The organism is Nocardia rhamnosiphila NBRC 108938, from assembly GCF_000720425.1.
In the GTDB taxonomy this organism is placed as follows: domain Bacteria; phylum Actinomycetota; class Actinomycetes; order Mycobacteriales; family Mycobacteriaceae; genus Nocardia; species Nocardia rhamnosiphila.
Genome location: NZ_JOAJ01000001.1, coordinates 1350705 through 1371370, shown reverse-complemented (window position 1 = coordinate 1371370; position 20666 = coordinate 1350705). Strand labels below are relative to the sequence as shown.

Annotated in this window: 21 protein-coding genes; 9 read left to right on the top strand and 12 right to left on the bottom strand. The window is 68.8% G+C overall.

The features are described from left to right. Positions 1-94 precede the first annotated feature (94 nt). From IG75_RS0106095 to IG75_RS0106070, 7 genes are all read right to left on the bottom strand, one after another. Positions 95-922, bottom strand: coding sequence for a MerR family transcriptional regulator (locus tag IG75_RS0106095; protein WP_081876744.1), 828 nt, complete (start codon positions 920-922; stop codon positions 95-97). A gap of 394 nt (positions 923-1316) precedes the next feature. Continuing rightward, entirely contained in the window at positions 1317-1655 is a 339-nt protein-coding gene (locus tag IG75_RS0106090; protein WP_030520168.1) for a hypothetical protein, read from the bottom strand. Positions 1656-1838: 183 nt separating this feature from the next. Continuing rightward, positions 1839-2579, bottom strand: a complete 741-nt coding sequence (locus tag IG75_RS0106085) for a sterol desaturase family protein (RefSeq protein ID WP_081876650.1) — start codon at positions 2577-2579, stop codon at positions 1839-1841. Next, positions 2576-3298: a FadR/GntR family transcriptional regulator gene (locus IG75_RS0106080; protein WP_030520166.1), complete on the bottom strand. Its 723-nt coding sequence runs from the start codon at positions 3296-3298 to the stop codon at positions 2576-2578. Before IG75_RS0106080 ends, IG75_RS0106085 begins: the two co-directional genes overlap by 4 nt. Before the next feature lie 41 nt (positions 3299-3339). Continuing rightward, a complete protein-coding gene (locus tag IG75_RS40145) occupies positions 3340-3648 on the bottom strand; it encodes a hypothetical protein (protein WP_245713064.1) in 309 nt (102 codons plus the stop codon). Further along, positions 3608-4015 (bottom strand): LLM class flavin-dependent oxidoreductase, encoded by a 408-nt coding sequence (locus tag IG75_RS40140; protein WP_245713065.1) that lies wholly within the window; start codon positions 4013-4015, stop codon positions 3608-3610. Before IG75_RS40140 ends, IG75_RS40145 begins: the two co-directional genes overlap by 41 nt. Before the next feature lie 4 nt (positions 4016-4019). Beyond that, positions 4020-4838, bottom strand: a complete 819-nt coding sequence (locus IG75_RS0106070; protein ID WP_030520165.1) for a DUF1684 domain-containing protein — start codon at positions 4836-4838, stop codon at positions 4020-4022. Between the two features lie 421 nt (positions 4839-5259). On the opposite strand from IG75_RS0106070, the gene IG75_RS0106065 reads away from it, so the two are divergent. Both IG75_RS0106065 and IG75_RS0106060 read left to right on the top strand, forming a co-directional pair. Then, a complete protein-coding gene (locus IG75_RS0106065) occupies positions 5260-6327 on the top strand; it encodes an enoyl-CoA hydratase/isomerase family protein (protein WP_036512834.1) in 1068 nt (355 codons plus the stop codon). Between the two features lie 214 nt (positions 6328-6541). Further along, on the top strand, positions 6542-7282 hold the full coding sequence (locus tag IG75_RS0106060) for a FadR/GntR family transcriptional regulator (RefSeq protein WP_030520163.1): 741 nt from the start codon (positions 6542-6544) through the stop codon (positions 7280-7282). Between the two features lie 177 nt (positions 7283-7459). On the opposite strand, the gene IG75_RS0106055 is transcribed toward IG75_RS0106060, so the two are convergent. Then, positions 7460-8380 carry an enoyl-CoA hydratase gene (locus IG75_RS0106055; RefSeq protein ID WP_036512211.1) on the bottom strand — a complete coding sequence of 307 codons (921 nt, stop codon included), beginning with the start codon at positions 8378-8380 and terminating at the stop codon, positions 7460-7462. Between the two features lie 32 nt (positions 8381-8412). Next, the gene (locus tag IG75_RS0106050; RefSeq protein ID WP_030520162.1) at positions 8413-9444 is read right to left on the bottom strand and encodes a phosphotransferase family protein; all 1032 of its coding nucleotides are present in this window, start codon (positions 9442-9444) and stop codon (positions 8413-8415) included. A 236-nt stretch (positions 9445-9680) separates the two neighbouring features. Between IG75_RS0106050 and IG75_RS0106045 the strand changes: the two genes are divergently transcribed. The 5 genes from IG75_RS0106045 to IG75_RS0106025 are packed head-to-tail and all read left to right on the top strand — an operon-like array spanning position 9681 to position 15327. Next, positions 9681-11174: a class I adenylate-forming enzyme family protein gene (locus IG75_RS0106045; protein ID WP_030520161.1), complete on the top strand. Its 1494-nt coding sequence runs from the start codon at positions 9681-9683 to the stop codon at positions 11172-11174. A gap of 39 nt (positions 11175-11213) precedes the next feature. Then, entirely contained in the window at positions 11214-12392 is a 1179-nt protein-coding gene (locus IG75_RS0106040; protein WP_030520160.1) for a thiolase family protein, read from the top strand. 39 nt (positions 12393-12431) lie between these two features. Then, the gene (locus IG75_RS0106035; RefSeq protein ID WP_030520159.1) at positions 12432-13193 is read left to right on the top strand and encodes an SDR family NAD(P)-dependent oxidoreductase; all 762 of its coding nucleotides are present in this window, start codon (positions 12432-12434) and stop codon (positions 13191-13193) included. A 26-nt stretch (positions 13194-13219) separates the two neighbouring features. Beyond that, positions 13220-13984, top strand: coding sequence for an SDR family NAD(P)-dependent oxidoreductase (locus IG75_RS0106030; RefSeq protein ID WP_030520158.1), 765 nt, complete (start codon positions 13220-13222; stop codon positions 13982-13984). A gap of 41 nt (positions 13985-14025) precedes the next feature. Then, on the top strand, positions 14026-15327 hold the full coding sequence (locus tag IG75_RS0106025; RefSeq protein WP_030520157.1) for an acyl-CoA dehydrogenase family protein: 1302 nt from the start codon (positions 14026-14028) through the stop codon (positions 15325-15327). 1 nt (position 15328) lies between these two features. Here the strand turns inward: IG75_RS0106025 and IG75_RS0106020 are convergent, their stop codons facing one another. Together IG75_RS0106020 and IG75_RS0106015 are read right to left on the bottom strand one after the other, a co-directional pair. Beyond that, the gene (locus tag IG75_RS0106020; protein ID WP_030520156.1) at positions 15329-16516 is read right to left on the bottom strand and encodes a thiolase family protein; all 1188 of its coding nucleotides are present in this window, start codon (positions 16514-16516) and stop codon (positions 15329-15331) included. A 1-nt stretch (position 16517) separates the two neighbouring features. Continuing rightward, positions 16518-16946 (bottom strand): Zn-ribbon domain-containing OB-fold protein, encoded by a 429-nt coding sequence (locus IG75_RS0106015; protein ID WP_030520155.1) that lies wholly within the window; start codon positions 16944-16946, stop codon positions 16518-16520. A 300-nt stretch (positions 16947-17246) separates the two neighbouring features. Here IG75_RS0106015 and IG75_RS0106010 point away from each other — a divergent pair, with 300 nt between their 5' ends. Both IG75_RS0106010 and IG75_RS0106005 read left to right on the top strand, forming a co-directional pair. Then, positions 17247-17837: a TRAP transporter small permease gene (locus IG75_RS0106010; RefSeq protein WP_081876649.1), complete on the top strand. Its 591-nt coding sequence runs from the start codon at positions 17247-17249 to the stop codon at positions 17835-17837. Continuing rightward, positions 17834-19342, top strand: coding sequence for a TRAP transporter large permease (locus tag IG75_RS0106005; protein WP_030520153.1), 1509 nt, complete (start codon positions 17834-17836; stop codon positions 19340-19342). Before IG75_RS0106010 ends, IG75_RS0106005 begins: the two co-directional genes overlap by 4 nt. A 59-nt stretch (positions 19343-19401) precedes the next feature. On the opposite strand, the gene IG75_RS0106000 is transcribed toward IG75_RS0106005, so the two are convergent. Further along, positions 19402-20622, bottom strand: a complete 1221-nt coding sequence (locus tag IG75_RS0106000; protein WP_030520152.1) for a CoA transferase — start codon at positions 20620-20622, stop codon at positions 19402-19404. Positions 20623-20666 lie beyond the last annotated feature (44 nt).

The window sequence follows — 20666 nt, the reverse complement described above, 5'->3', positions numbered from 1 at the left end:
CGGTGATGCCGGTGTCCGCCGGTCGACGGGTGCCGGACGATGCGCAAGCGATTCGGCCGGATCCGGTGGAATCACCGGCCCGGGAGGCAAGGGCTCAGTGGTGCTGCCGGTTCGGGATCCGGCCGATCAGGTGGACGGCCTCTTCGAGCGTGTCCACCCGGCGTGCGCCCGCGGGAGTGGTGCGGGCAGTCCAGCCGGGCCCGGCCAGCAGCAACTGCGCCGGTGTCCGGCTTCCCGGGGGGAGTGGCCGGTGAGCCGCGGTCCGCGGCGTCTGGGACCAGAGCACCACCACCGGACGGTGGTGTGCACCGGCCACGGCGTCGGCCAGCGCGCTGCCGGGTATCGAGGCGCCGAGCAGTACCGCCGGGATGCCGTTTTCGGCCAGTGCGGCGCGCAGGACTTCGAGCGGAAGGGCATGACATTCGCCTCCGGCGCAGGCCAGCAGCACCGGGGCGACGTGTCCGTCGGCCCGTACCTGAGGCACCGCGCGGTGCAGGGCGGTGGCGATCGCCCCGGACAGCATGTGCTCCACCTCGATCAATCCCTGCCCGCGGCGCTGCCGGTCGACGAGTTCGGCGAAGACCGGCCGGCACAACCCATTCCATGTCGCCGTCACGCCGAAGTGCGCGATATGGGCGGTGACAGTGTCCAGCAGTCGGGTGATGTCCAGTCGAGCGGCCGCCGCCATCATCGGCTCCACGTTCCCCGGCGCGGGGTGGGCGTGGAGCGTGGTCCGAGCCGCCGCGGCCGCGTGACGTGGGCCGATGCCCGCGCGGACCAGGTCGACCATTCGCCTGAGCACCGCCACATCACCCGGGGTGTAGAGGCGGTGTTCACCGGGCCGGTGCGGCCGGGGCGTCAACTCGTAGCGCTGGTTCCAGCTGCGCAGCGTCGCGACCGGAACGCCGAGGTTTCTGGCCACCGCGCCGACTGTCCACTCGGTGTCCGTATCGGACCGGGTCACTGTCTCGCCTCTCCGGCTACCGGCCGTCCGGCGGCGGGGCCGCCCGGCGTTGATCGGACGGGTGCGCTCGCGTGGGGCCGGTTTCAGCCCATCGTCAGGCATCCCTGCCAGGTCTGGAAATCCCCGGCGAAGGCGGGACCGCCTCGGGCAGGTGCGGACGGTCGAGTCGAGATCTCCGTCGGTAAGTCTCCACACTACCCGCAAAACGATGCAGAATCGACGCATCAGGAGAGTTGGTTCGGGAATCGGCACCCGAAGCGATCGCCGGTGTCCTCGGCGCCGCGGACGGCGCCGAGGTCGCGGTGCCCGATCCGGCGATCCGGCCGTGCGGGTCTTCCCCGCGGGTCGCTGCTCACCCCTCGGACGATGCCCGGATCGTGGTGATGCCCCTGCCGCCGGGCACCAGTGTGGGTTGTGCCGCGGGCGTGTCCGCCGGGCCCGCTTCGACCAACCGTCGCCAGCGATTCGAAAAATTGGAGATACCCCAGCCCTGTAACCGGTCATAGGCCTCGGTCAGATCGGACCGGCACAGCAGGCCGGCTGCCCGGGCCGCGGCCACCGCTTCGATATACGCCGCTTCGGCGGATAGCAGCTCATCGACCACACGAGCCTGCTCGTCGAGCAGATCTTCGATACGGCAGGCGATCTCGTGCGGTGCCGTGCTCGTGTCCTGACCGGGAAATCGGTGCATACGCCATCCTCGGAACTGTGGGGTGTGGAACCTGCGGAAGAACCGGCTGCCGGCGGTGCACGTCGAATCCCGAACCGCCCGAACGCCGTGAAGCTGTGGGTTCACTACTACCCTGTGGCGGTTTGCGCTGTGCAGCCGGTACCGGGTGACCACTGGCCCGGAAGGCGATACCGCGGCCGGGCGTCAGGCGGCCTGCGGCTTGTGCAGGGCCTTCGCGGTGGGGGAGTTGGGGATCGAGGCGGGATCGGGATACGTGCCCAGGACCCGGTCCGCGGTTCCGGCAGTCGTGACGGCGAACCAGTAGTGCTCGTTCTTGAAATGGTGCAGACGGTGATTGCGGCGTACCGCGCGCAGGATCGCGCTGTGCGGCTGGTAGTCGGTGTGCACCAGGAGGTGGGTCCATTCGTAGACCAGTCCGAGGACGCCCACGGTGGTGAGGAAGGTCAGGCCCAGGCCCGGCCGGCCGAAGGCCAGTAGTGCGACCGCCACCAGGATGGGCAGCAGCCAGAGGAAGGTCTGCCACGGGATGAAGACCAGTTCCCGGATCCGCGGATCGGCATGGTGTTCCCGGTGTTTACGCGCCAGTAGCGAGTCGATCCGCCAGCGGCCCAGGGTGCGGGGCCGCCAGTGCAGCACGCAGACATGGATGACCCATTCCACGAACGGGAACGCGGCCACCATGAGCACCGGAATCAGGGCATCGGTGAGTTGCCAGTCGCCCACCAGGACGCGGGCTGTGGCGGCGGCGATCAGCAGCGCGGCGATCACCCAGGGCGAGGGTGCGTGACGGAACGAGGCGAACACGTCCGCGAGCGACTCCGGTGCGCGGCGAGCGGCCTTCGCCTCGTCGGCGGCCAGACGCCCCTCGGCGAGACGGTCGATCCCGGTATTACGGCCACGCCGGGCGATATGCGAGAGGTTCATGGCGTCTGTTCCAATCGGTGCAGGAGGTTGTCGAATTCCGCGGTGGCGAGGGACAGCAGCGCGTCGGCCCGGGTACGGGCCGAGTCGACGTCACCGGCGACGACGGCCGCGGCGAGCGCGCGGTAGCGCTCGGGCTGTCCCACCTCGGTGTCCATGACGCCGGCGAGGGCGGCCATGGCGGGTTCGTAGACGGTGCGCAGCTGGTTGAAGAGCAGGCGGTAGACGATCGAATCGGCGGCGTCGACCAGGTGGTCCCAGAAGGCGAGCGCGGCGAGCTGGCGCGCCAGCGGATCGTCTCGGCCGGCGAGTGTGTCCACCGCGGCCGTGAGCGTCGGCCTGCCGGCCGGACCGTGCCGGCCGGCGGCGAGGCCGGCGACCTCGCGGCCCAGTGTCGCCCGGGTCTCCAGGATGCTGCGTACCACGGAGTGGTCGAGCCGGCCGCCGCGCAGGATCAGTCGCGGCAACAGTTCGAGGCCGCCGGAGCGACGTGGATCGCGGACCGTGGTGCTGCCGCCCTGGCGAATCTCCACCAGCCCTGCCCGCGCGAGCCGCTGGACCGCTTCCCGGACGGTGGGCCGGGAGACGCCCAGCGCTTCTGCCAGCTGACGTTCGGCGGGCAGGGTCGAGCCGGGCGCGAGTTCGCCGGTGAGGACGTCGTCGACGAGCTGCTCGTAGATCTCGTCCGGAACCGACCGGCGGGCAATCCGCTTCAGTGCCATACCTCGGACGGTAGACCCGTTATTGGTAAGAGGTCAAGTGGTCAGACCAGTTCGGTCGACGGCTGCCAGCCCAACTCCGGTGCGATGTACTCGACGGTGTCGTGCAATATCTGCTCGTAGTCGCCGCGATGGAATTCGTATGGGAGTTCCAGCCGCAACTCCGTGGTCCCGGCGAGGACCGGATCAGCGCGCAGCCGCTCCAGGATCTGCTCGGCGGTGCCGACCAGATCCGGAGCGAACAAGATCCGCCGCTCGCCCTGCGGGGCGCGGGTGCGCTCGGATCGCCCGGCCGCGTAGCGGCGATAGCGTTCACGAGTGGTGCGATCGGCGCTGTCGAACGGGACGATCACCCGGCCCACCGCGACCCGAGCCGGGCGGGCCGGGTCGATGCGGCGGCGATATTAGCCGCCCGCCGGACAATATATCGGCCATCGCCAGATCCTCGGCCAACCGGAACGGGCTCTCGTAGCCGATCGGGATCACGGCGGTTCCCAGTTGGATACGACGGGTGCGCTGTCCGGCCGCGGCCAGGAATACCGCCGCCGACCCGACGCCGTGTTCGAGATGGCGCTGCCGGACCCAGGCGCCGTCGACACCGAGCCGTTCACCGAACTCGAACAGGCGCAGGGTGTCTTCGAGCCCGGCGGCGGGATCCTCGTCGGGGTAGTTGCCCGGCGTGAGGAACGACAGGTTCGCGAGGGAGGTGGGCGCACTCATCGGGTCAGCTGCGCTCGTAAGGGATCTTCTCGCCCGCCTCGATCGCGACCGGGAGCCGGTTCTCCGCCGGAGGCAGTGGGCAGGTCGCCAGATCGGTGTAGGCGCACGGCAGATTGACGGCCCGGTTGAAGTCCAGAATCACCGTCCCGGCGGCGTCCGGCGGCGGGAGTTGCAGCACGCGGTTGGCGGCGTAGGTGGTGACGCCGGAGGTCGTATCGTTGAAAAGGACGGTGAGAGCGCCCGGGGTCTTCCCGGGAAAAGCGGTGAGTCCCAATGTCTGCCCGTCCCATTCGAAGTCGATCCGGCCGGGGGCGTCGTAGACGTGTTCGAGGCCTTCCACGGCCGCTCCGACCGTGGTGGGCCGTGGCTCGGCGAACGCGGTGTAGCGTCCGGCGACCACCCATTTCGGATCCGGTGCGTAGGTGGGCGTGCCACGGAACCCGGTGCGCAACGGGTTGTCCGGGTGCCGCGGGCGCACGATATCGTGCCCGCCGCGTGTGGCGACCTCGATCACGGCGTCGCCCCATACCGCCTCGACACCTCCGCGTTCCGCGATGACCCCGAACCGGTACGTGCCGCGCCGGACGGTTCCGTCGATCACCAGTTCTTCGTCCTCGTCGAGAACCACGGTGACGCCGTCGGTGCCGGTGGACCAGCTGCCCGGTGCGTCGGAGAACCGCTGCGGTGTCGCGGTGAGCCAGTGCAGGCCGGTCACCGCCAGGAATCCGTGCGGGTCGGCCAGCCGTGCCTCCTGCTGCCGATGCCAGTCCTGCCAGTCGGCGAGGAACGTGTCGTTTCCGGTGTCCGCGGTCTGCGTTGCCATGTGGTGCTCCTCCGAGGTCTCTCCGCCGGGCCGCCCGTTCGCCGTTACCGAGGGGCCGGCGGCTGTCACGCCCGCCGGCGACCACCGGTGGCGTCCGGCCGGATACCGTCCCCGAGGGCCGGCCGGCCGACGCTCCCATGGCGACCCGCAGTTGCTGCTCTCGATCCAAGCGCGCGCGGCGCCGACCCGACAGGATTGCGATCAGCCGGAACGCAAAGCGCACACTCCGGATCTGCGCGTGCGCGGGTCCGGAGCCTGCCGCTCCCGTGACGGACAAGCGGATGGGAGTTGCCCCGCCGGCTGCCCGGCAGCGACCGCGCGGCCTTCGCGCAGGAAGGGCGGGCGATGGGCGCTCCGGGCAGGCGATCGCCGCGGACCGGGTCCTGCTACGTTCCGAGGGACGAAGTCAGGGACGGTGGATATGGACGTGCGAACGCTTACCGCGGCGGAAGTGGCCGGTGGCGCTCTCCCGGAATCGGCCTTGGACCCGGAGTCGCTGCTGGAGCCCGTGCTGATCGTCGATCTGGACGGCGCCGACGGTGCGGCCGCGCGAACCGCCGCGGGCCGTATTGCCGCGTGGGGGAGCCTGGCGGTCGGGATCTGTTCCGGCGGGATCGCCCCGGACCTGGCGCCCCTGACCGCCGCGCTGGACCTGACCTATGCCACGGCCGAGACAGCGGATCGCTCGGTCGTGGGTGTGGCGGACCTCGAACGCGCGCGCACCGAATTCCTCGCCTGTGTGCAACGGTGTCCGCAGGCGTCCCATATCGCCCGGCAGGTGTTGCGCGCCTCGGAAGCCCTACCGGTGCCCGCGGCGATCGATGTGGAATCGCTGGCGTACTCGACGCTGCAGGGCGGCGCCGAATTCGGTGCCTGGCTCGGTGAACGGCGCCGGTTGGGCCGGCCGCTGCCGCCGCCCCCCGATACCGCTCCGGTCCTGCTGTCGGCCGCGGGCGACACCCTCCGGATCACCCTCAACCGTCCGGAACGGCGCAATGCCTACGGGACGGCGTTACGGGACGGCCTGGTCGAGGCACTGCGTACCGCGGTCGTCGCCGAAGGGTTCGGGCGGATCGTCCTGGACGGTGCGGGGTCGTCCTTCTGTTCCGGCGGAGATCTGGACGAGTTCGGCCACACACCGGATATCGCGACCGCGCATCTGATCCGTACCCGCGGTGGTGCCGCCCGGTTGATGGCCCGGCTCGCCGACCGTATCGAGGTCCGATTGCACGGGCACTGCGTCGGAGCCGGGATCGAGATCTCCGCGTTCGCCGGACGGGTGGTCGCCGCGCCCGATACCGTCGTCCGCCTGCCCGAAGTGGCGATGGGTTTGATTCCCGGGGCCGGGGGCACGGTGAGCGTGCCGCGCCGGATCGGCCGCTGGCGTGCGTTGCACCTGTTCGTGACCGGTGTGGCGCTCGGCGCCGAGCGGGCGCGGGAGTGGGGGCTGGTCGACGAGATCTCCGCGGCGGCCGGGCCGGAAGTGTAAGCCCGCGTACGGAGTAACGGCCGGATCGTGCGAGGGCCGGGGCGCTGTGCGCAGCGCCGCGGCGGGTTCCGGCGCGCGTGCCGGCTTCTTGCGGGATATGGGCCTTTCAATATGGTGTTCGGACCCAAAATAAGGTAAACATAATCATAGATTGTTGGGGCTTCGAACTCCAGTGGGTGCGGGGGAGCGGCCTTACCGTATGGAGGTACGTGTCATGGGACAGCCAGGGCTTCGTCCGCAGAAGACCGCGATGCTGGTCGCACAGCGGATCGTCGAGGGCATCAACAAACGGGGCAACAAGGTCGGTGACAAACTGCCGCCCGAGCGCGTGATGCTCGAGGACTACGATATCGGCCGGGGCACGCTGCGCGAGTCACTGCGCTTCCTCGAGCTACAGGGCGTCATCGCGCTCAAGCCCGGCCCCGGCGGCGGCCCGATCGTGCAGCAGCCCGACGGTATGGGGCTGGCGACGGCTATCACGCTGCTGCTGCAATTCGAGAACGCGCCCTTCCGTACGATCGTCGAGGCCCGCACGGCCCTGGAACCCATGATGGCCAAACTCGCCGCCGACCGGATCAGCGAGGAACAACTCGCGCGGCTGAAGTACTCGGTCGACACCATGCGCGAAAACCTCGAAGACGAGGAGGTTTTCGTCGAGATGAGCCGGGTCTTCCACGACACCATCGCCCAGGGCTCGGGTAACGCGCTGTTCGGTTACCTCATCCACGCCCTGCTGGACATGCTCGACGGTTCGGCGGTGGGAATGGAGTATCCGGAACGGCACCGTGTCGCGACCTGCGATATCCACGAGAAGATCTATCGCGCGGTCGCCGCCGGGGACGCCGCCGCGGCACTCGCGGCCATGGAGGAACATATCGACGCGATCTGGCGCTACGAGGAGAAGCACTATCCCGAAGTCCTCGACACGCCGATCGCATGGGGTACCCGCGGCTGACGGCGGACCGACCGAGGACCGCACACCGAAGGCGGAGGCAATCGTGGTTGCCTCCGCCTTCGGTTGTGGTGGGTATCCGGCCGGCCGAGAGCCATCGCCGCAGGCCGTACGGCGAGACGAGTGTTGCCCCGCTGCCGCGTCGGCCGGTCGGCGACCTGCCGGCTATGCCGCCGAGGCTCACGGACGGTACGGGTCCGCCCGTTGCACCGGCGGCGCCGACTTCCAATCCGGCAGGCCGAGTTCGGTGGTCCCGACCGGGCTCTTGCCCCCGGACAGGTACGTCCACTGCGCATGACCGAGCTGATGGATGGAGAAACACGCGTCGAGCGCGGTGGAGAAACCCATGGCGTCCTGGCTCTGGTTCACCGATTCCTTGACCAGTAGTGCCGCCATACTCGGCACCTGGGCGATGCGGCGCGCGAATTCGAGTGTGCGCTCATCCAGTTCCGCGGCGGGGAAGATCTTGTTGACCATGCCGAGGGCCCGCGCGTCCTCGGCGTCCAGGCAATCACCGGTGAGTAGCAGCTCCTTGGCCTTGCGCGGACCGAATTCCCAAGGGTGGCCGAAGTATTCGACACCGCACATCCCCAGCCGGGTCGCCACGACATCGGCGAACTGGGTGCCCTCGGCGGCGACGACGAGGTCGCAGGCCCAGGCGAGCATGAGGGCCGCGGAGAAGACATTGCCGTGCACCTGCGCGATGGTGATCTTGCGGAGTTTCCGCCACCGGCGGGTGTTCTCGTAGAAGTAGTGCCATTCCTGGTGAAGGCGGGATTCGACCGCGTCGTAGGTGGCACCGGTACAGGTGAACGACCAGTGCTGATCCGGGCCGGGTTCGCGTTCGGCGCGGTACTCGGCGCTGCCCAGATCGTGGCCCGAGGAGAACGCGGGGCCGGCGCCGCCCAGGATCACGACGCGGACCGTATCGTCGGCCTCGGCGCGCAGAAATGCCTCGGTGAGTTCCACGAGCAGCCCGCGGTTCTGGGCATTGCGATACTTCGGGCGGTTCAGCACGATCCGGGCGATGGTTCCCTCGTCGTGGGTTTCGTATCGCAGGTACGTGTAGTCCACCGGAGTGTCGAGTGGGCCTTCGGCCATGATGAATGTCCTTTTCTGGTCGGGCGGCCGGACTAGGGCCGGATGAGCCGGAGGGCCTGGTCCAACAGTGCCTGGGCGACACCGTGGAAGCGGCGGCCGAGGGCGGGATCGGTCTTCCCGGCGCAGGCACGCGCGTGGGTGCCCTCGAGGATGATGGCGAGCCGGTAACAGGCCAGCACCTGATACCAGTCGAAGCCGGACAGGTCGCGGCCGCTGCGGGCGGCGTAGCGGGCGATGAGTTCGTCGCGGCCGGGCAGGCCGTCGAGCTGCCGGGCGAGCCCGACGGTGCGGGTCTCGGCCGGATCCGGCCAGGTGGCCAGCAGATGTCCCAGGTCCAGCAGCGGGTCGCCGACCGTGCCCAGTTCCCAGTCGACCACAGCCGCGACGGCCGGACCGTCGCGATGGAACATCACATTGCCGAAGTGGTAGTCGCCGTGGATGATTCCTTTGCGCCACTGGCTCGGCCGGTGGGTTTCCAGCCACCGCCCGCTCTCGTCGACGCCGTCGAGTTGCGGACCGGGCCAGCCGTCGAGGTCGTGATAGGAGTCGAGCTGGCGGCGCCAGCGGCCGACCTGCCGGTCGAGCCATCCGTCCGCGCGGGCGAGCTGAGTGTCGCCGAGGACCGCGGGATCCACCAGCCCCAGGGCGGCGGCGCTGTCGACCATGGACAGGCCCATCGCATGCTGTAGCTCGGGGGTGGAAGCGTGCGGTTCGGGGACTTCGGTGGTGGCGGTGAAGCCGTCGACCGCCTCCATGACGAAGAAGACGCAGCCCGCGACGTCGAGGTCCTCGCAGACGGCGACGAGGCGGGCATGGGGTACCGCGCTGCCGGCGAGGGCGGCGAGCAGCCGGGCCTCCCGGCGCATGGTCTCGTCGCTGTTCGCGCGTTTGTGCAGCGGTGGGCGGCGGAGCACGTAATCGGTGCCTTCGCGGGTGAACCTGACCAGGATGTTCTGGGTGCCCCCGGTCAGTGGGACGACCTCGGTGACGGGCCCGGCGCCGACCCCGCTGTGGTCGAGCCATGACGTCAATACGGTGACGTCCACCGGGTCCTGATCCCTCATCGATCCACCTCGTGCCTTCCTGCAATCTGCTGCGACGGCGGGCCGGCGCAGCATGCGACCGGGGGTTCCCGATCACGGAGCTTACACATTTCCTACGAACCATAATCATAGTTTCTTCAAATTCCGGCGCATAGTTGTTATCGTTAGCCGCGGACGGGCCCCGGTGCTTCCTGCCGTGTACGACTCGGCACCTCGGGTGCACATCAACAATCCAAGCGTTCTCACCAGGTGGTGCAATGGGTATCGAAATGGTTCTGGACATGGCCGCATCGGTCCATCCGGACAGACTCGCCATGGGGCGTCGTGCGTCGGGGACGACCTACCGGCAGCTCGACGTTCTCGCGTCCGGCGGTGCCACGGTCCTGGCCGAACACGACGCCGCGCACCTGGTGTTCGTCGGCGTCAACGGGCCGGTGCTCCCGGTCCTGACCTTCGCCTCGGCCCGGGCCGGCGTGCCGCTGGCCCCGTTGAACTACCGGCTGGCGACCGATCAGCTCCGCGATCTCGTCGGGCAGCTGGAGCGACCGCTGATCGTCACCGACCCGGCATACCGGGCGAAACTCGAGGGCACGGCCGACGTCGTACTCACCGGTGCGGAGTTCCTGGAACTCGCCCGCTCGGCCGAACCCGCGCCTGCCGCGACCGCGCCCGATGACGCCACGGCGGTCGTGCTGTTCACCAGCGGCACCACCTCCGCGCCGAAGGGTGTGCTCCTGCGACACCAGCATCTGCTGTCCTACCTGCTCAACACCGTCGAGTTCGGTGCTGCGGCCGAGGACGACGCGACGCTGGTGAGCACTCCGCCCTATCACATCGCCGGAATGGGCGCGGTGCTCAGCAATGTGTACGCGGGCCGCCGGATGGTGCACCTGCCGGATTTCACACCCCAGGCCTGGCTGGACACCGTGCGGGGCGAGGGGATCACCAGCGCGATGGTGGTCCCGACCATGCTGGCGCGAGTGGTCGAGTATCTCGACGGCGCGCCCGGGAACGCGCCGGAACTGGCTTCGCTGGCCTACGGCGGGGCGCGGATGCCGCAACCGGTGCTCGAACGCGCTCTCGCGGCCTTTCCCGACACCGGATTCGTCAACGCCTACGGGCTGACCGAGACCAGTTCGACCATCGCTGTGCTGGGTCCGGAAGACCACCGCGACGCCCTGGCCGATCCGCGCCTGCGTGACCGGCTGTCCTCGGTGGGGCGGGTCGTACCCGGCATGGAGACACAGATCCGCGACGAGGACGGTGCGGTACTGGCCGATGGTGCGACCGGCCTGCTGTGGGTACGCGGCGCCCAGGTCAGCGGGGAGTACATGGGGAAGGGATCGGCGCTCGACGCCGACGGCTGGTTCCCCACCCGTGATCGCGGCCGGATCGAGGACGGCTACCTCTACATCGGTGGCCGGGCCGACGACACGATCATTCGGGGTGGGGAGAACATCGCGCCGGCCGAGATCGAGGACGTACTGGCCGAGCACGACGAGGTGCGCGAGGTCGCGGTGATCGGAGTTCCGGACGACGAATGGGGGGAACGGATCTGCGCGGTGATCGTGCCGACGGCCGCCGAACATCCCGACGCCCAGGCGATTCGCGTGTGGTGCCGGGAACGCCTGCGCGGTTCCCGGACGCCCGACGAGGTCGTGTTCATGGACGAACTGCCCAGGACCGACACCGGAAAACTGGTGCGCCGCGATCTCGTCGCCCGCGTCACCGCACCGGTCACGGGCCGATGACTCCGTTCGCAATCAGGTCCACATCTTCTGGAGGAACCCATGCGTAGTGCCGTGCTCGTCGACGTCGTCCGTTCGGCATCGGGCCGGGGTAAGGCCGGTGGCGCCCTGTCCGCGGTCCACCCGATCGATCTACTCGCCGAGGTCTTGCGCGCACTGGTCGCGCGCAGCGGGATCGACCCCGTCCTGATCGACGATGTCATCGGCGGCTGTGTGAGCCAGGCATCCGAGCAGGCCGGCAATATCACCCGATCCGCCGCGCTGGCCGCGGGACTGCCCGAATCCGTGCCCGCCACCACCGTGACCCGGGCGTGCGGTTCCAGCCAGCAGGCGGTGCATTTCGCGGCCCAGGGCGTGATCGCCGGCGCCTACGATGCCGTGATCGCCTGCGGTGTGGAATCCATGAGCCGGGTCCCGATGGGCACCGCGCCGATGGGCCAGGATCTGGTGGGCGTGGCCCTCGGGCAGCGGTATCCGGAGGGCTGGATCGGCCAGGGTGTCGCCGCCGAGTTGGTGGCACAGCGGTACGGGCTGACGCGCGCGGATGTCGATGGGTACGCGCTGGAATCGCATCGGCGCGCGGCCGCCACTGCCGCCGCCGGGCATTTCGATCGCGAGATCGTGCCGGTGGCGGTGCCCGGTGGCGTGCACGAGGCCGACGAGACGATTCGCGCCGCCACGACGCTGGAGAGCCTGGGCGGGCTGCGCGCCTCCTTCCGTGCGGAGGAGTCGGCGCGGCGTTTTCCCGACCTGGACTGGATGATCACACCGGGTAACTCCTCGCCGCTCACCGACGCGGCCGCCGCGACCCTGATCATGGCGGAGGAGGAGGCCGCGCGCCTCGGGTTGACTCCCCGGGCCCGGTTCGTCGATTTCGCGGTGGCCGGCGACGACCCGCTGTACATGCTCACCGCGCCGATTCCGGCCACCCGGCAGGTGCTCGATCGCGCCGTCCTGAAACTGGACGAGATCGACGTCTACGAGGTGAACGAGGCCTTCGCGTCGGTACCGCTGGCCTGGGCTCGCGAATTCGACGCCGATCTCGCGCGCCTCAACCCGGCCGGTGGCGCGATCGCGCTGGGACATGCGATCGGCGCGTCCGGCGTGCGCTTGCTCGCCACCATGGTCGGCGAGCTGGAACGTACCGGCGGCCGTTACGGCCTGCAGACGATGTGCGAGCACGGCGGTATGGCCAACGCCCTGATCGTCGAACGGATCTGAACCACTCGGCAGAGCGGCCGAGGAGAAGAAAGGCACAGTGTGAACATCAACGGCAAGGTCACCCTCGTCACCGGGGGTGCGTCCGGACTGGGGCTCGCGACCGCGCGCCGGCTCCTCGGCGAGGGCTCGAGGGTGGTGCTGCTCGATCTGCCGACCTCCGACGGCGCGGCGATGGCCGCCGGGCTCGGTGCGAACGCCCTGTTCGCGCCCGCGGATATCACCGACGAGTCCGCCGTGGCGGCCGCGCTCGACACGGCCGAGGATTTCGGCGAACTGCGCGCCGTCGTCAGCTGTGCGGGTACGGGGCGGTCGCTGCGGGTGGTCGGCCGCCAGGGCGTTTTCCCGCTCGAGGTCTTCACCCGGGTGGTGACGATCAACCTGATCGGTACCTTCAATGTGATGCGGCTGGCCGCCGAGCGCATGGCGCGGCTCGAACTCGACGGTGAAGAACGCGGTGTGCTCGTGACCACCGCGTCGGTGGCCGCGTTCGAGGGCCAGATCGGCCAGGCCGCGTACGCCGCGTCCAAGGCCGGCGTCGCCGGGATGACCCTGCCGCTGGCCCGTGACCTGGCCTCGCTCGGTATCCGGGTCGTCTCCATCGCCCCGGGATTGTTCGACACCCCGCTGCTCGCCGGACTGAACGAAGAGGCCAAGGCATCCCTCGGGGCGCAGACACCGCATCCGAGCCGGCTCGGCGATCCGGCGGAGTTCGGTTCGCTCGCCGCGCACATCCTGTCCAATCCCATGATCAACGGCGAGGTCATCCGGCTCGACGGTGCCATCCGGATGGCACCGCGCTGATGACCCCTCGGCAAGGAGGTTCACTCATGACGGATCCGGCACTCCCCTTGGCGGGCAAGGTAGCCCTCGTCACCGGCGGCAGTCGCGGCCTCGGCCGGGAAATGGTGCTCGCGTTCGCCGCGGCGGGCGCCGACACCGTCATCGTCAGCCGCAAACTCGACAGCTGCGCGCAGCTGGCCGCGGAGGTCACCGCCGCCACCGGGCGCCGGTCGCTGCCGCTGGCCTGCCATGTCGGGGATTGGGACGCACAGCAGCAACTGGTCGATCGAGTCTACGAGGAGTTCGGTCACGTCGACATCCTGGTCAACAATGCCGGAATGTCGCCGCTGTACGAGAGTCTCGCGGATATCTCCGAGGCACTGTTCGACAAGGTTTTCGACGTCAACCTCAAAGGTGCCTTCCGGCTGACCACCCTGATCGCACCCCGGATGGCCGCCGGCGACGGCGGATCGATCATCAACATCAGTTCGATCGCGTCGGAACGGCCCACTCCGGGCGATCTGCCGTACGCGGCGGCCAAGGCGGGCCTGAACATCCTGACCAAAGGATTCGCCCAGGCCTACGGTCCTGCGGTGCGGGTCAACGCGATCATGGCCGGCCCGTTCCTCACCGATATCAGCAAGGCCTGGGATATGGACGTGGTGGGCGAGAAGCTGAAGGAACTGCCGCTCGGACGTGCCGGTGCGCCGGACGAGATCGTCGGCGCCGCCCTCTACCTCGCCGGTCCGGGCGCCACCTACACCTCCGGCGCGATCATCCCGGTCGACGGCGGCCGTACCGCGATGCGCTGATCCGTTCGTCACCCGCCCGCATTTCAGAAAGGAACCAGGATATGAGCTGGGGATTCGAGACCGACCCCGAGTATCAGCAGGTGCTCGACTGGGCCGACGAGTTCGTCACCCGGGAGGTCGAACCGATCGACCAGATCATCACCCACGCATGGGATCTGCGTGATCCGCTGCGGCAGAGATTGATTCCGCCGTTGCAGGACAAGGTCCGGGAGAAGGGGCTGTGGGCCACCCACCTCGGACCCGAACTGGGCGGGCAGGGGTACGGCCAGCTGAAGCTGGCGCTGCTCAACGAGATCGTCGGGCGCACGCATTCCGGGCCCATCGTGTTCGGTTGCCAGGCACCCGATTCCGGTAATACCGAGATTCTCGCGCACTACGGCACGCCGGAACTCAAACAGCGGTATCTGCGCCCGCTCATCGAGAACGAGATCGTGTCCTGCTATGCGATGACCGAACCGCAGGGCGGCTCCAATCCGGTCGAGTTCGAGACGACCGCCGTGCTCGACGGCGACGAGTGGGTGATCAACGGCGAGAAGTGGTTCGGCTCGAATGCGCGATTCGCTTCGTTCTACATCATCATGGCCGTCACAGACCCGGACGCGGCACCTCATCGGCGGTTGTCGCAGTTCATCGTCCCGGCCGAGACGCCAGGTGTGGAGATCGTCCGCAATACCGGTGTCTGGGGACACGACTACGAGGTCGGCACCCACGCCTACACCCGATGGACCGATGTGCGGATTCCCCGGGACCACATCCTGGGTGGTGTCGGACAGGGTTTCGAGGTGGCCCAGACCCGGCTCGGTGGTGGCCGTATCCACCACGCCATGCGTACGGTCGGCCTGGTGCGGCGCTCATTGGACATGATGCTCGAGCGAGCGGTCTCACGGACCACCCGCGGCAGCCGGCTCGGCGACAAGCAACTCGTTCAGGAGATGATCGCCGATTCGTGGTTGCAGCTCGAGCAGTTCCGGCTGCTGGTGCTGCGGACCGCGTGGCGGATCGATCGGGAGAACGACTACCGCAAGGTCATCACCGATATCGCGGCGGTGAAGGCCGCCATGCCCAAGGTACTGCTGGATGTGACCTCGCGGGCCGTGCAACTGCACGGTTCGCTGGGCGTATCGAAGGAACTCCCGCTGGGCAAATGGCTTTTCGAGGCCTATCACATGGGTCTGGCCGACGGCGCCACCGAAGTCCACAAGATCGGCCTGGCGCGGCAGCTGCTCCGGGACGCGGCGCCGCACGAGGGCCTGTTCCCGAGCTACCACCTGCCCGCTCTCCAGGAGCAGGCGCGGGAGAAGTTCGCGGCCGAGCTGAGCGAACTCGGGCTCGGCCGCGCCTGATTCAGCCGTCCCGGCTGATGACGAACGCGACCGATCCGGCCAGTCCGTTGGAGACGGTGACGACGGAGCGGGAGGCGCCGGGGACCTGGCGTTCTCCCGCTCGATCGGTCACCTGGTAGGCGGCCTCGGTCAGCTGGGTCATCCCGTGCAGGCGGCCCTCGGCCAGGCAGCCACCGCCGGTGTTGAGGGGCAGCGAACCGGTGCGCCGGGCCCGGCCGGTACCGATGAACTCCGGCGCCTCGCCGCGCCCGACGAAACCCAGGCCTTCCAGCCAGGTGAAGGCGAAAATCGAGAAACCGTCGTAGAGCTGCGCGTTGTCGATCTCGTCGCGGCCGATACCCGCGGTATCCCACAGCCGCTCGCCGGTCCGCGCGGCGCCGTCCAGGATGCTCTCCAGTGTCATCGGCGCGCCCGTGGGTCCCACATGGTTGCTCGTCGCATAGCCGGTGATCAGCGCCGGCGGGTTGCGCAACCCGCGAGCGCGTTCGGTGCGGGTGAGGACGATCGCGACGGCGCCGTCGACGGGCAGATCGCAGTCGAACAGGGTGATCGGGTCCGCGATCATCCGAGCGCCCAGGTACTCGTCCCTGCTCAGCGTTTTTCCCCGGAAGTACGCGTGCGGGTTGTGCTGGGCGTTGTCCCTGTTGTCGACGACGAAGTCGGCCAGTGCGTCCCGGGACGCACCGGCGAGGTCGAGATAGCGTCGCGCCACGGTCGCGGCCCAACCGGCCGGCATGGAGAATCCGTACGGGGCGAAGAACTGATCCTTCCCGCCGGCGTATGTGGCCGTGTAGTTGGAATACCGTCCCACGGGCATATGCAACGCGCGATAGAGCACGACGTGCGTGCAGGCCCCGGCGACGAGTGCGTTCACGGCGTCGATGGCCGCGTGGGTGACCATCGGCGCGGTATTGCCGAGCCAGGTGGCCCGATCGCGGATGCCCAGGGCTCCGGCCAGATGGCCCGGCGTCATGACGTCGACGCCGTCCTGGTTGCCCTTCTCCCCGCCGTATACCGGCATGGCCGGGGTGGTGGCGAGACCGTCGATCTCGGCACGGGTCAGACCGGCGTCGGCGAGGGCGCGGTCGGTGGCCTCGACGGTGAGTTCGGCCAGTGAGCGCGGATTGCGCCGGATGAGTTCGGTGTAGCCGATTCCGGCGATCGCGACCTGGTCGCGGAATTCCCACATATCACGCACTCCTCGGGCGTAGCCGGGGCACGATCGAATCCGGCGCCAGCTCCTCGAATATCACTTCCAGCGGCATCCCTATCGCCAGCTCGTCCGGGCTGGCCTCGAGCAGATCGGCCGTGAGCAGCAGACCGGGCTGTTCTACGAGTTCCGCGATGCCCACCAGGTAGGGGAGCGATCCGGCGAAACCGGGAGCGGGCGCGTCGTGCATCACCGTGTAGGAGTACAGCGTCGCGCGACCGGACACATCGCGCCAAATCAGCTCGGCCGATGTGCACCGCGGACAGAATGCTGCCGGTAGATGCACGAAATGGTCGCATCCGCGGCAGAACTGCAGGCAGAGCCGGCGCTCCCGGGCCGCCGCCCAGTAGGGGGCCGTGATGTCGTCGGCGAGCGGTAGGGGTTTGGCCGCCGGACTCGGTGCGGTCATACGAACTCCTCGGCAGTACAGGGTCCCGAAATCCAGATAATGGTGATCATCTATTTCGATTGTGGGATGCGAGTCGTGCTCCCGTCAAGCCGCTCACCTGCGCGTCCGCTCCAGCTGAGCCGTCGAAGCGGTCCATCAGAGGCAAATGATTCGCATGAAAGCTTGACTTTCGACCGAAATCAGGCGAATGATATTCACGTCTTCGGTGACGTGGATCACGACACAAACGGTCGTGGTTCGGTCCGTGCGGTTTCTGCCGGGCGCCACCGCATTCCATCCCCTCAATCCTGCGGAGTTCATATGAGCGCATCGACGCGCGCCGCGAGCGCACGGCCACCCCGGCTGCGGCTCCTGATCGAGGTCCCGGCAGTCATCGTGCTCTTTGTCATGATGCTCCACGTGACCGCCAATGCCCTGCTCCGGGCGTTCGCCGCCGCACCGATCCAGAACACGCTCGAGATCACGCAGTACATCTACCTGCCGATCATCGCGCTGCTCGGGTTCATGGCGGCGCAGGCCCGCGGTGAGCACATCGTCGCCGACCTGGTCACCCACTACTTCCCGCGACCGGTCCGCCGGGCGGTGCTGGGCGCGGGCTACCTGGCCGCGCTGATCGTGATGGCCGGGTTCGCCTGGTACGGCCTCGAAGAGGCACTGCACGCCCGGGATATCGGTCAGACGGCCGGGGTGTCGACGGTGGTGTCGTGGCCGGTGCTGTTCCTGGTCCCGCTCGCCTTCGCGGTACTCGCGGTCCAGCTCGGCGTCGCCGCGGTGCGGGCGCTGCGCGGTGCCGAGGACGCGGACACCGCGGACGGTATCGACGACGAGATCGAGGCCGTAGCCGCCGCGGCGGCACCGACCGGCACGACAGTGGATTCGGAGAAGAAATGACCACCACCACCGCCCCCGCCGCTGCGGGCGGCCGTCCGATCGAACCGCCACCTGTAGGTCCGGGTCGTCGGCACACCCTCCGATCGTGGACCGTGTTCGGCGTACTCGTCGTCGTGCTCGCCGGCTCGGCCGCGGCCGTCTTCATGCCGCTGAAACCGCAGGCGATCGGCTGCGCCGCGCTGGTGATGATGCTGGCACTGCTGCTTCTGCGCGTACCGGTCGCGATGACGATGATCATTCCGTCCTTCGCGGGCCTCTACGCGCTGCGTGGCGAGAAGACGGTGGTCAGCGCATTGTCCTCGCTGCCCTACGACCAGGTCGCGAGCTGGACGCTGAGCGTCGTGCCGATGTTCGTGCTCATGGGACTGCTGATGTGGCGGTCCGGTCTCACCGCGAATCTCTATACGGTGGCCCGGCACTGGCTCGGCTGGCTACCCGGCGGGCTCGCCGTGGGCACCAATGTCGCCGGAGCGGGACTGGCCACCGTCAGCGGGTCGACGACCGGTACCGCCTACGCACTCGGTCGTATCGGTATCCCGGAAATGCTGAAGGCCGGCTACGACCGCCGGTTGGCGGTGGGCGCGGTCATCGTGGCCGGGCTACCGGGGCAACTGATCCCGCCCAGCATCCTGCTCGTGCTCTACGCCGGAATCGCCGAGGTGCCGGTGGGCAAACAGCTGCTGGCCGGGATCGGCCCGGGCATCCTGGTGGCGATACTCTTCAGCCTCGCGATCGTCGGCTTCGCCGTCTTCGGCAAAGATCTGGCCGGCCCGAACCGTGGCCGGGGTGCCGATCAGGTCTCCTGGAAGGAGAAACTCACCAGTCTCGCGCAGGCCTGGCCCGTGCCCGTACTGATGCTGGTGATCGTGGGCGGCATGCTGTCGGGCATCTTCACCGCGACCGAGGCCGGTGCCGCGGCGGCGCTGTGCTCGGTGGGTGTGGTGCTGCTGTGGAAGCGCGGCACCGGTGGCGCGTTCCGCGCGCTCGCCGACGGTGCCGTCGGCACGGTGTCCACCGTGGGTGCGGTATTCCTGCTGCTCGTCGGTGTCGAGGCGCTGTCGCGCATGATGACCCTCAGCGGTATCAGCAACGGCTTCGCCGACCTGATCGCCGGGATGGACCTCGGCCGGGTGGAGTTCCTGCTGCTGATGGTGGTGGTTTACCTGCTGCTCGGCGCATTCATGGAACCGCTGCCGATGATGGTGCTGACCATCCCGATCCTCATCCCGACCCTGGAGGCGCTCGATATCTCGCTGCTGTGGTTCGGCGCCTTCACGGTGTTCATGGGGGAGCTGGCCATCCTCTCGCCGCCGGTCGGCGTCCTGGCGATGGTCATCCACTCCATCGCCAAGGATCCGGAGGTCAACCTGGGCCGCAATATTCCGCTCAAGGATGTTTTCGTCGCGTCCCTGTGGTTCCTGCCGATGGCGATCGTGGTGGTGCTGATCCTCATCTTCTTCCCGGAGATCGCGACCTTCCTGCCGGACCGGGCCGGCGCCGGCTGAGCGGGGCGCACCGAACGGAACGGCCGGCGAGGATATCCTCTCCGGCCGTTCGCGGTTCGCTAGCCGCCCAGAACCCCCGCCTCCGCGAGTGCGGTGATCTCGTCGTCGTCCATCGAGAGCACCTCGCGCAGCACCGCCCGGCCGTCCGCGCCGAGCGTGGCGGCCGGCCCGGTGCGCAGATGTGACCCGTCGAACGAGGCCGGTTCGGCCGCGGCGAGATATTCGCCGATCCGCGGCTGGGTCAGCGGGGAGAAGAGCGGATTGGCTTCCAGATCGCCGGAGCGGACCGTCTGCTCGAAGGTGCGGTATCGCTCGTGCAGTACCGAGGTCGCGGCCAGGGCCCGGGCGACCTCGTCGGCATCGTGCGCGCGGAACCAGCGGGCGAACAGCGCGGTGAGCACATCGCGGTGTTCGTAGCGGTCGCTCTCCCGCCCGAAGTCGGCGCCCAGGGCGGATTCCAGTGCGGTGACGGGCTGCTCGGTCCCGGTCACTGCCGTCAGGTCACGGAAATGCCGCGTGGTCAGTGCGACGACCATGAACCGCGCGCCGTCGGCGGTGGTGAAATCGGTGCCGTAGGTGCCGTATACGGAGTTTCCGGTGCCGGTCCGGCCGCTCCCGTTCACCTGCACCTCGGTGAGATAGCCCAGCGCCCCGGCGGTCGCGAGCGCGACATCTTCGAGCGGGAGGACGATCCGAGCGCCCGCTCCCGTGGCCGCACGGCGGTGGACTGCCGCGATGACCGCGAGCGCGGCGTGCAGCCCGGCGGCGACATCCCATGCGGGGAGTACGTGATTGACCACGCCGGCGTGGTCGAGTGGGCCGGTGATCTGCGGAAATCCCAGGGCGGCGTTGACGGTGTAGTCCACGGCGGGTCGCCCGTCGTGACGACCCAGCAATTCCAAGGTGATGACATCGGCGCGGGCGGCGGCCAGTGTGTCGTGGCTCATCCAGCGTCGGCCGCCCGCGTTGGTCACCAGGATGCCGCCGCCATGACCGGGTGCGGTCACCAGGCGCCGGACGATCTCCTGACCCGCCTCGCTGCGCAGATCCAATGCCACGGACCGTTTCCCGCGGTTGAGGCCGGTCCAGTAGATCGATTCACCCGTCTCGGTGAGCGGCCACCGGTCGATATCGGCGGCGCCACCGAGCGGATCGATCCGGATGACCTCGGCGCCCAGTTGTGCCAGGGTCAGACCGCACAGCGGAGAGGCGACGAAACTCGAGATCTCGACGACGCGCAGTCCGTCCAACGGGCGCGAGGCGGGGTTCGGTCGGGTCATCGGGGAGCTCCTCGTTCCGTGCGGCGCGTCTGATCAGGCGCGTT

Bases quoted from the DNA above. Each gene is read 5' to 3' on its own strand.
- IG75_RS0106005 (WP_030520153.1), top strand. From the start codon at position 17,834: ATGACCACCACCACCGCCCCCGCCGCTGCGGGCGGCCGTCCGATCGAA.
- IG75_RS0106020 (WP_030520156.1), bottom strand. From the start codon at position 16,516: ATGTGGGAATTCCGCGACCAGGTCGCGATCGCCGGAATCGGCTACACC.
- IG75_RS0106025 (WP_030520157.1), top strand. From the start codon at position 14,026: ATGAGCTGGGGATTCGAGACCGACCCCGAGTATCAGCAGGTGCTCGAC.
- IG75_RS0106050 (WP_030520162.1), bottom strand. From the start codon at position 9,444: ATGAGGGATCAGGACCCGGTGGACGTCACCGTATTGACGTCATGGCTC.
- IG75_RS0106030 (WP_030520158.1), top strand. From the start codon at position 13,220: ATGACGGATCCGGCACTCCCCTTGGCGGGCAAGGTAGCCCTCGTCACC.
- IG75_RS0106060 (WP_030520163.1), top strand. From the start codon at position 6,542: ATGGGACAGCCAGGGCTTCGTCCGCAGAAGACCGCGATGCTGGTCGCA.
- IG75_RS0106080 (WP_030520166.1), bottom strand. From the start codon at position 3,298: ATGGCACTGAAGCGGATTGCCCGCCGGTCGGTTCCGGACGAGATCTAC.
- IG75_RS0106040 (WP_030520160.1), top strand. From the start codon at position 11,214: ATGCGTAGTGCCGTGCTCGTCGACGTCGTCCGTTCGGCATCGGGCCGG.
- IG75_RS0106015 (WP_030520155.1), bottom strand. From the start codon at position 16,946: ATGACCGCACCGAGTCCGGCGGCCAAACCCCTACCGCTCGCCGACGAC.
- IG75_RS0106065 (WP_036512834.1), top strand. From the start codon at position 5,260: ATGGACGTGCGAACGCTTACCGCGGCGGAAGTGGCCGGTGGCGCTCTC.
- IG75_RS0106090 (WP_030520168.1), bottom strand. From the start codon at position 1,655: ATGCACCGATTTCCCGGTCAGGACACGAGCACGGCACCGCACGAGATC.
- IG75_RS0106070 (WP_030520165.1), bottom strand. From the start codon at position 4,838: ATGGCAACGCAGACCGCGGACACCGGAAACGACACGTTCCTCGCCGAC.
- IG75_RS40140 (WP_245713065.1), bottom strand. From the start codon at position 4,015: ATGAGTGCGCCCACCTCCCTCGCGAACCTGTCGTTCCTCACGCCGGGC.
- IG75_RS0106000 (WP_030520152.1), bottom strand. From the start codon at position 20,622: ATGACCCGACCGAACCCCGCCTCGCGCCCGTTGGACGGACTGCGCGTC.
- IG75_RS0106010 (WP_081876649.1), top strand. From the start codon at position 17,247: ATGAGCGCATCGACGCGCGCCGCGAGCGCACGGCCACCCCGGCTGCGG.
- IG75_RS0106055 (WP_036512211.1), bottom strand. From the start codon at position 8,380: ATGGCCGAAGGCCCACTCGACACTCCGGTGGACTACACGTACCTGCGA.
- IG75_RS0106085 (WP_081876650.1), bottom strand. From the start codon at position 2,579: ATGAACCTCTCGCATATCGCCCGGCGTGGCCGTAATACCGGGATCGAC.
- IG75_RS0106045 (WP_030520161.1), top strand. From the start codon at position 9,681: ATGGGTATCGAAATGGTTCTGGACATGGCCGCATCGGTCCATCCGGAC.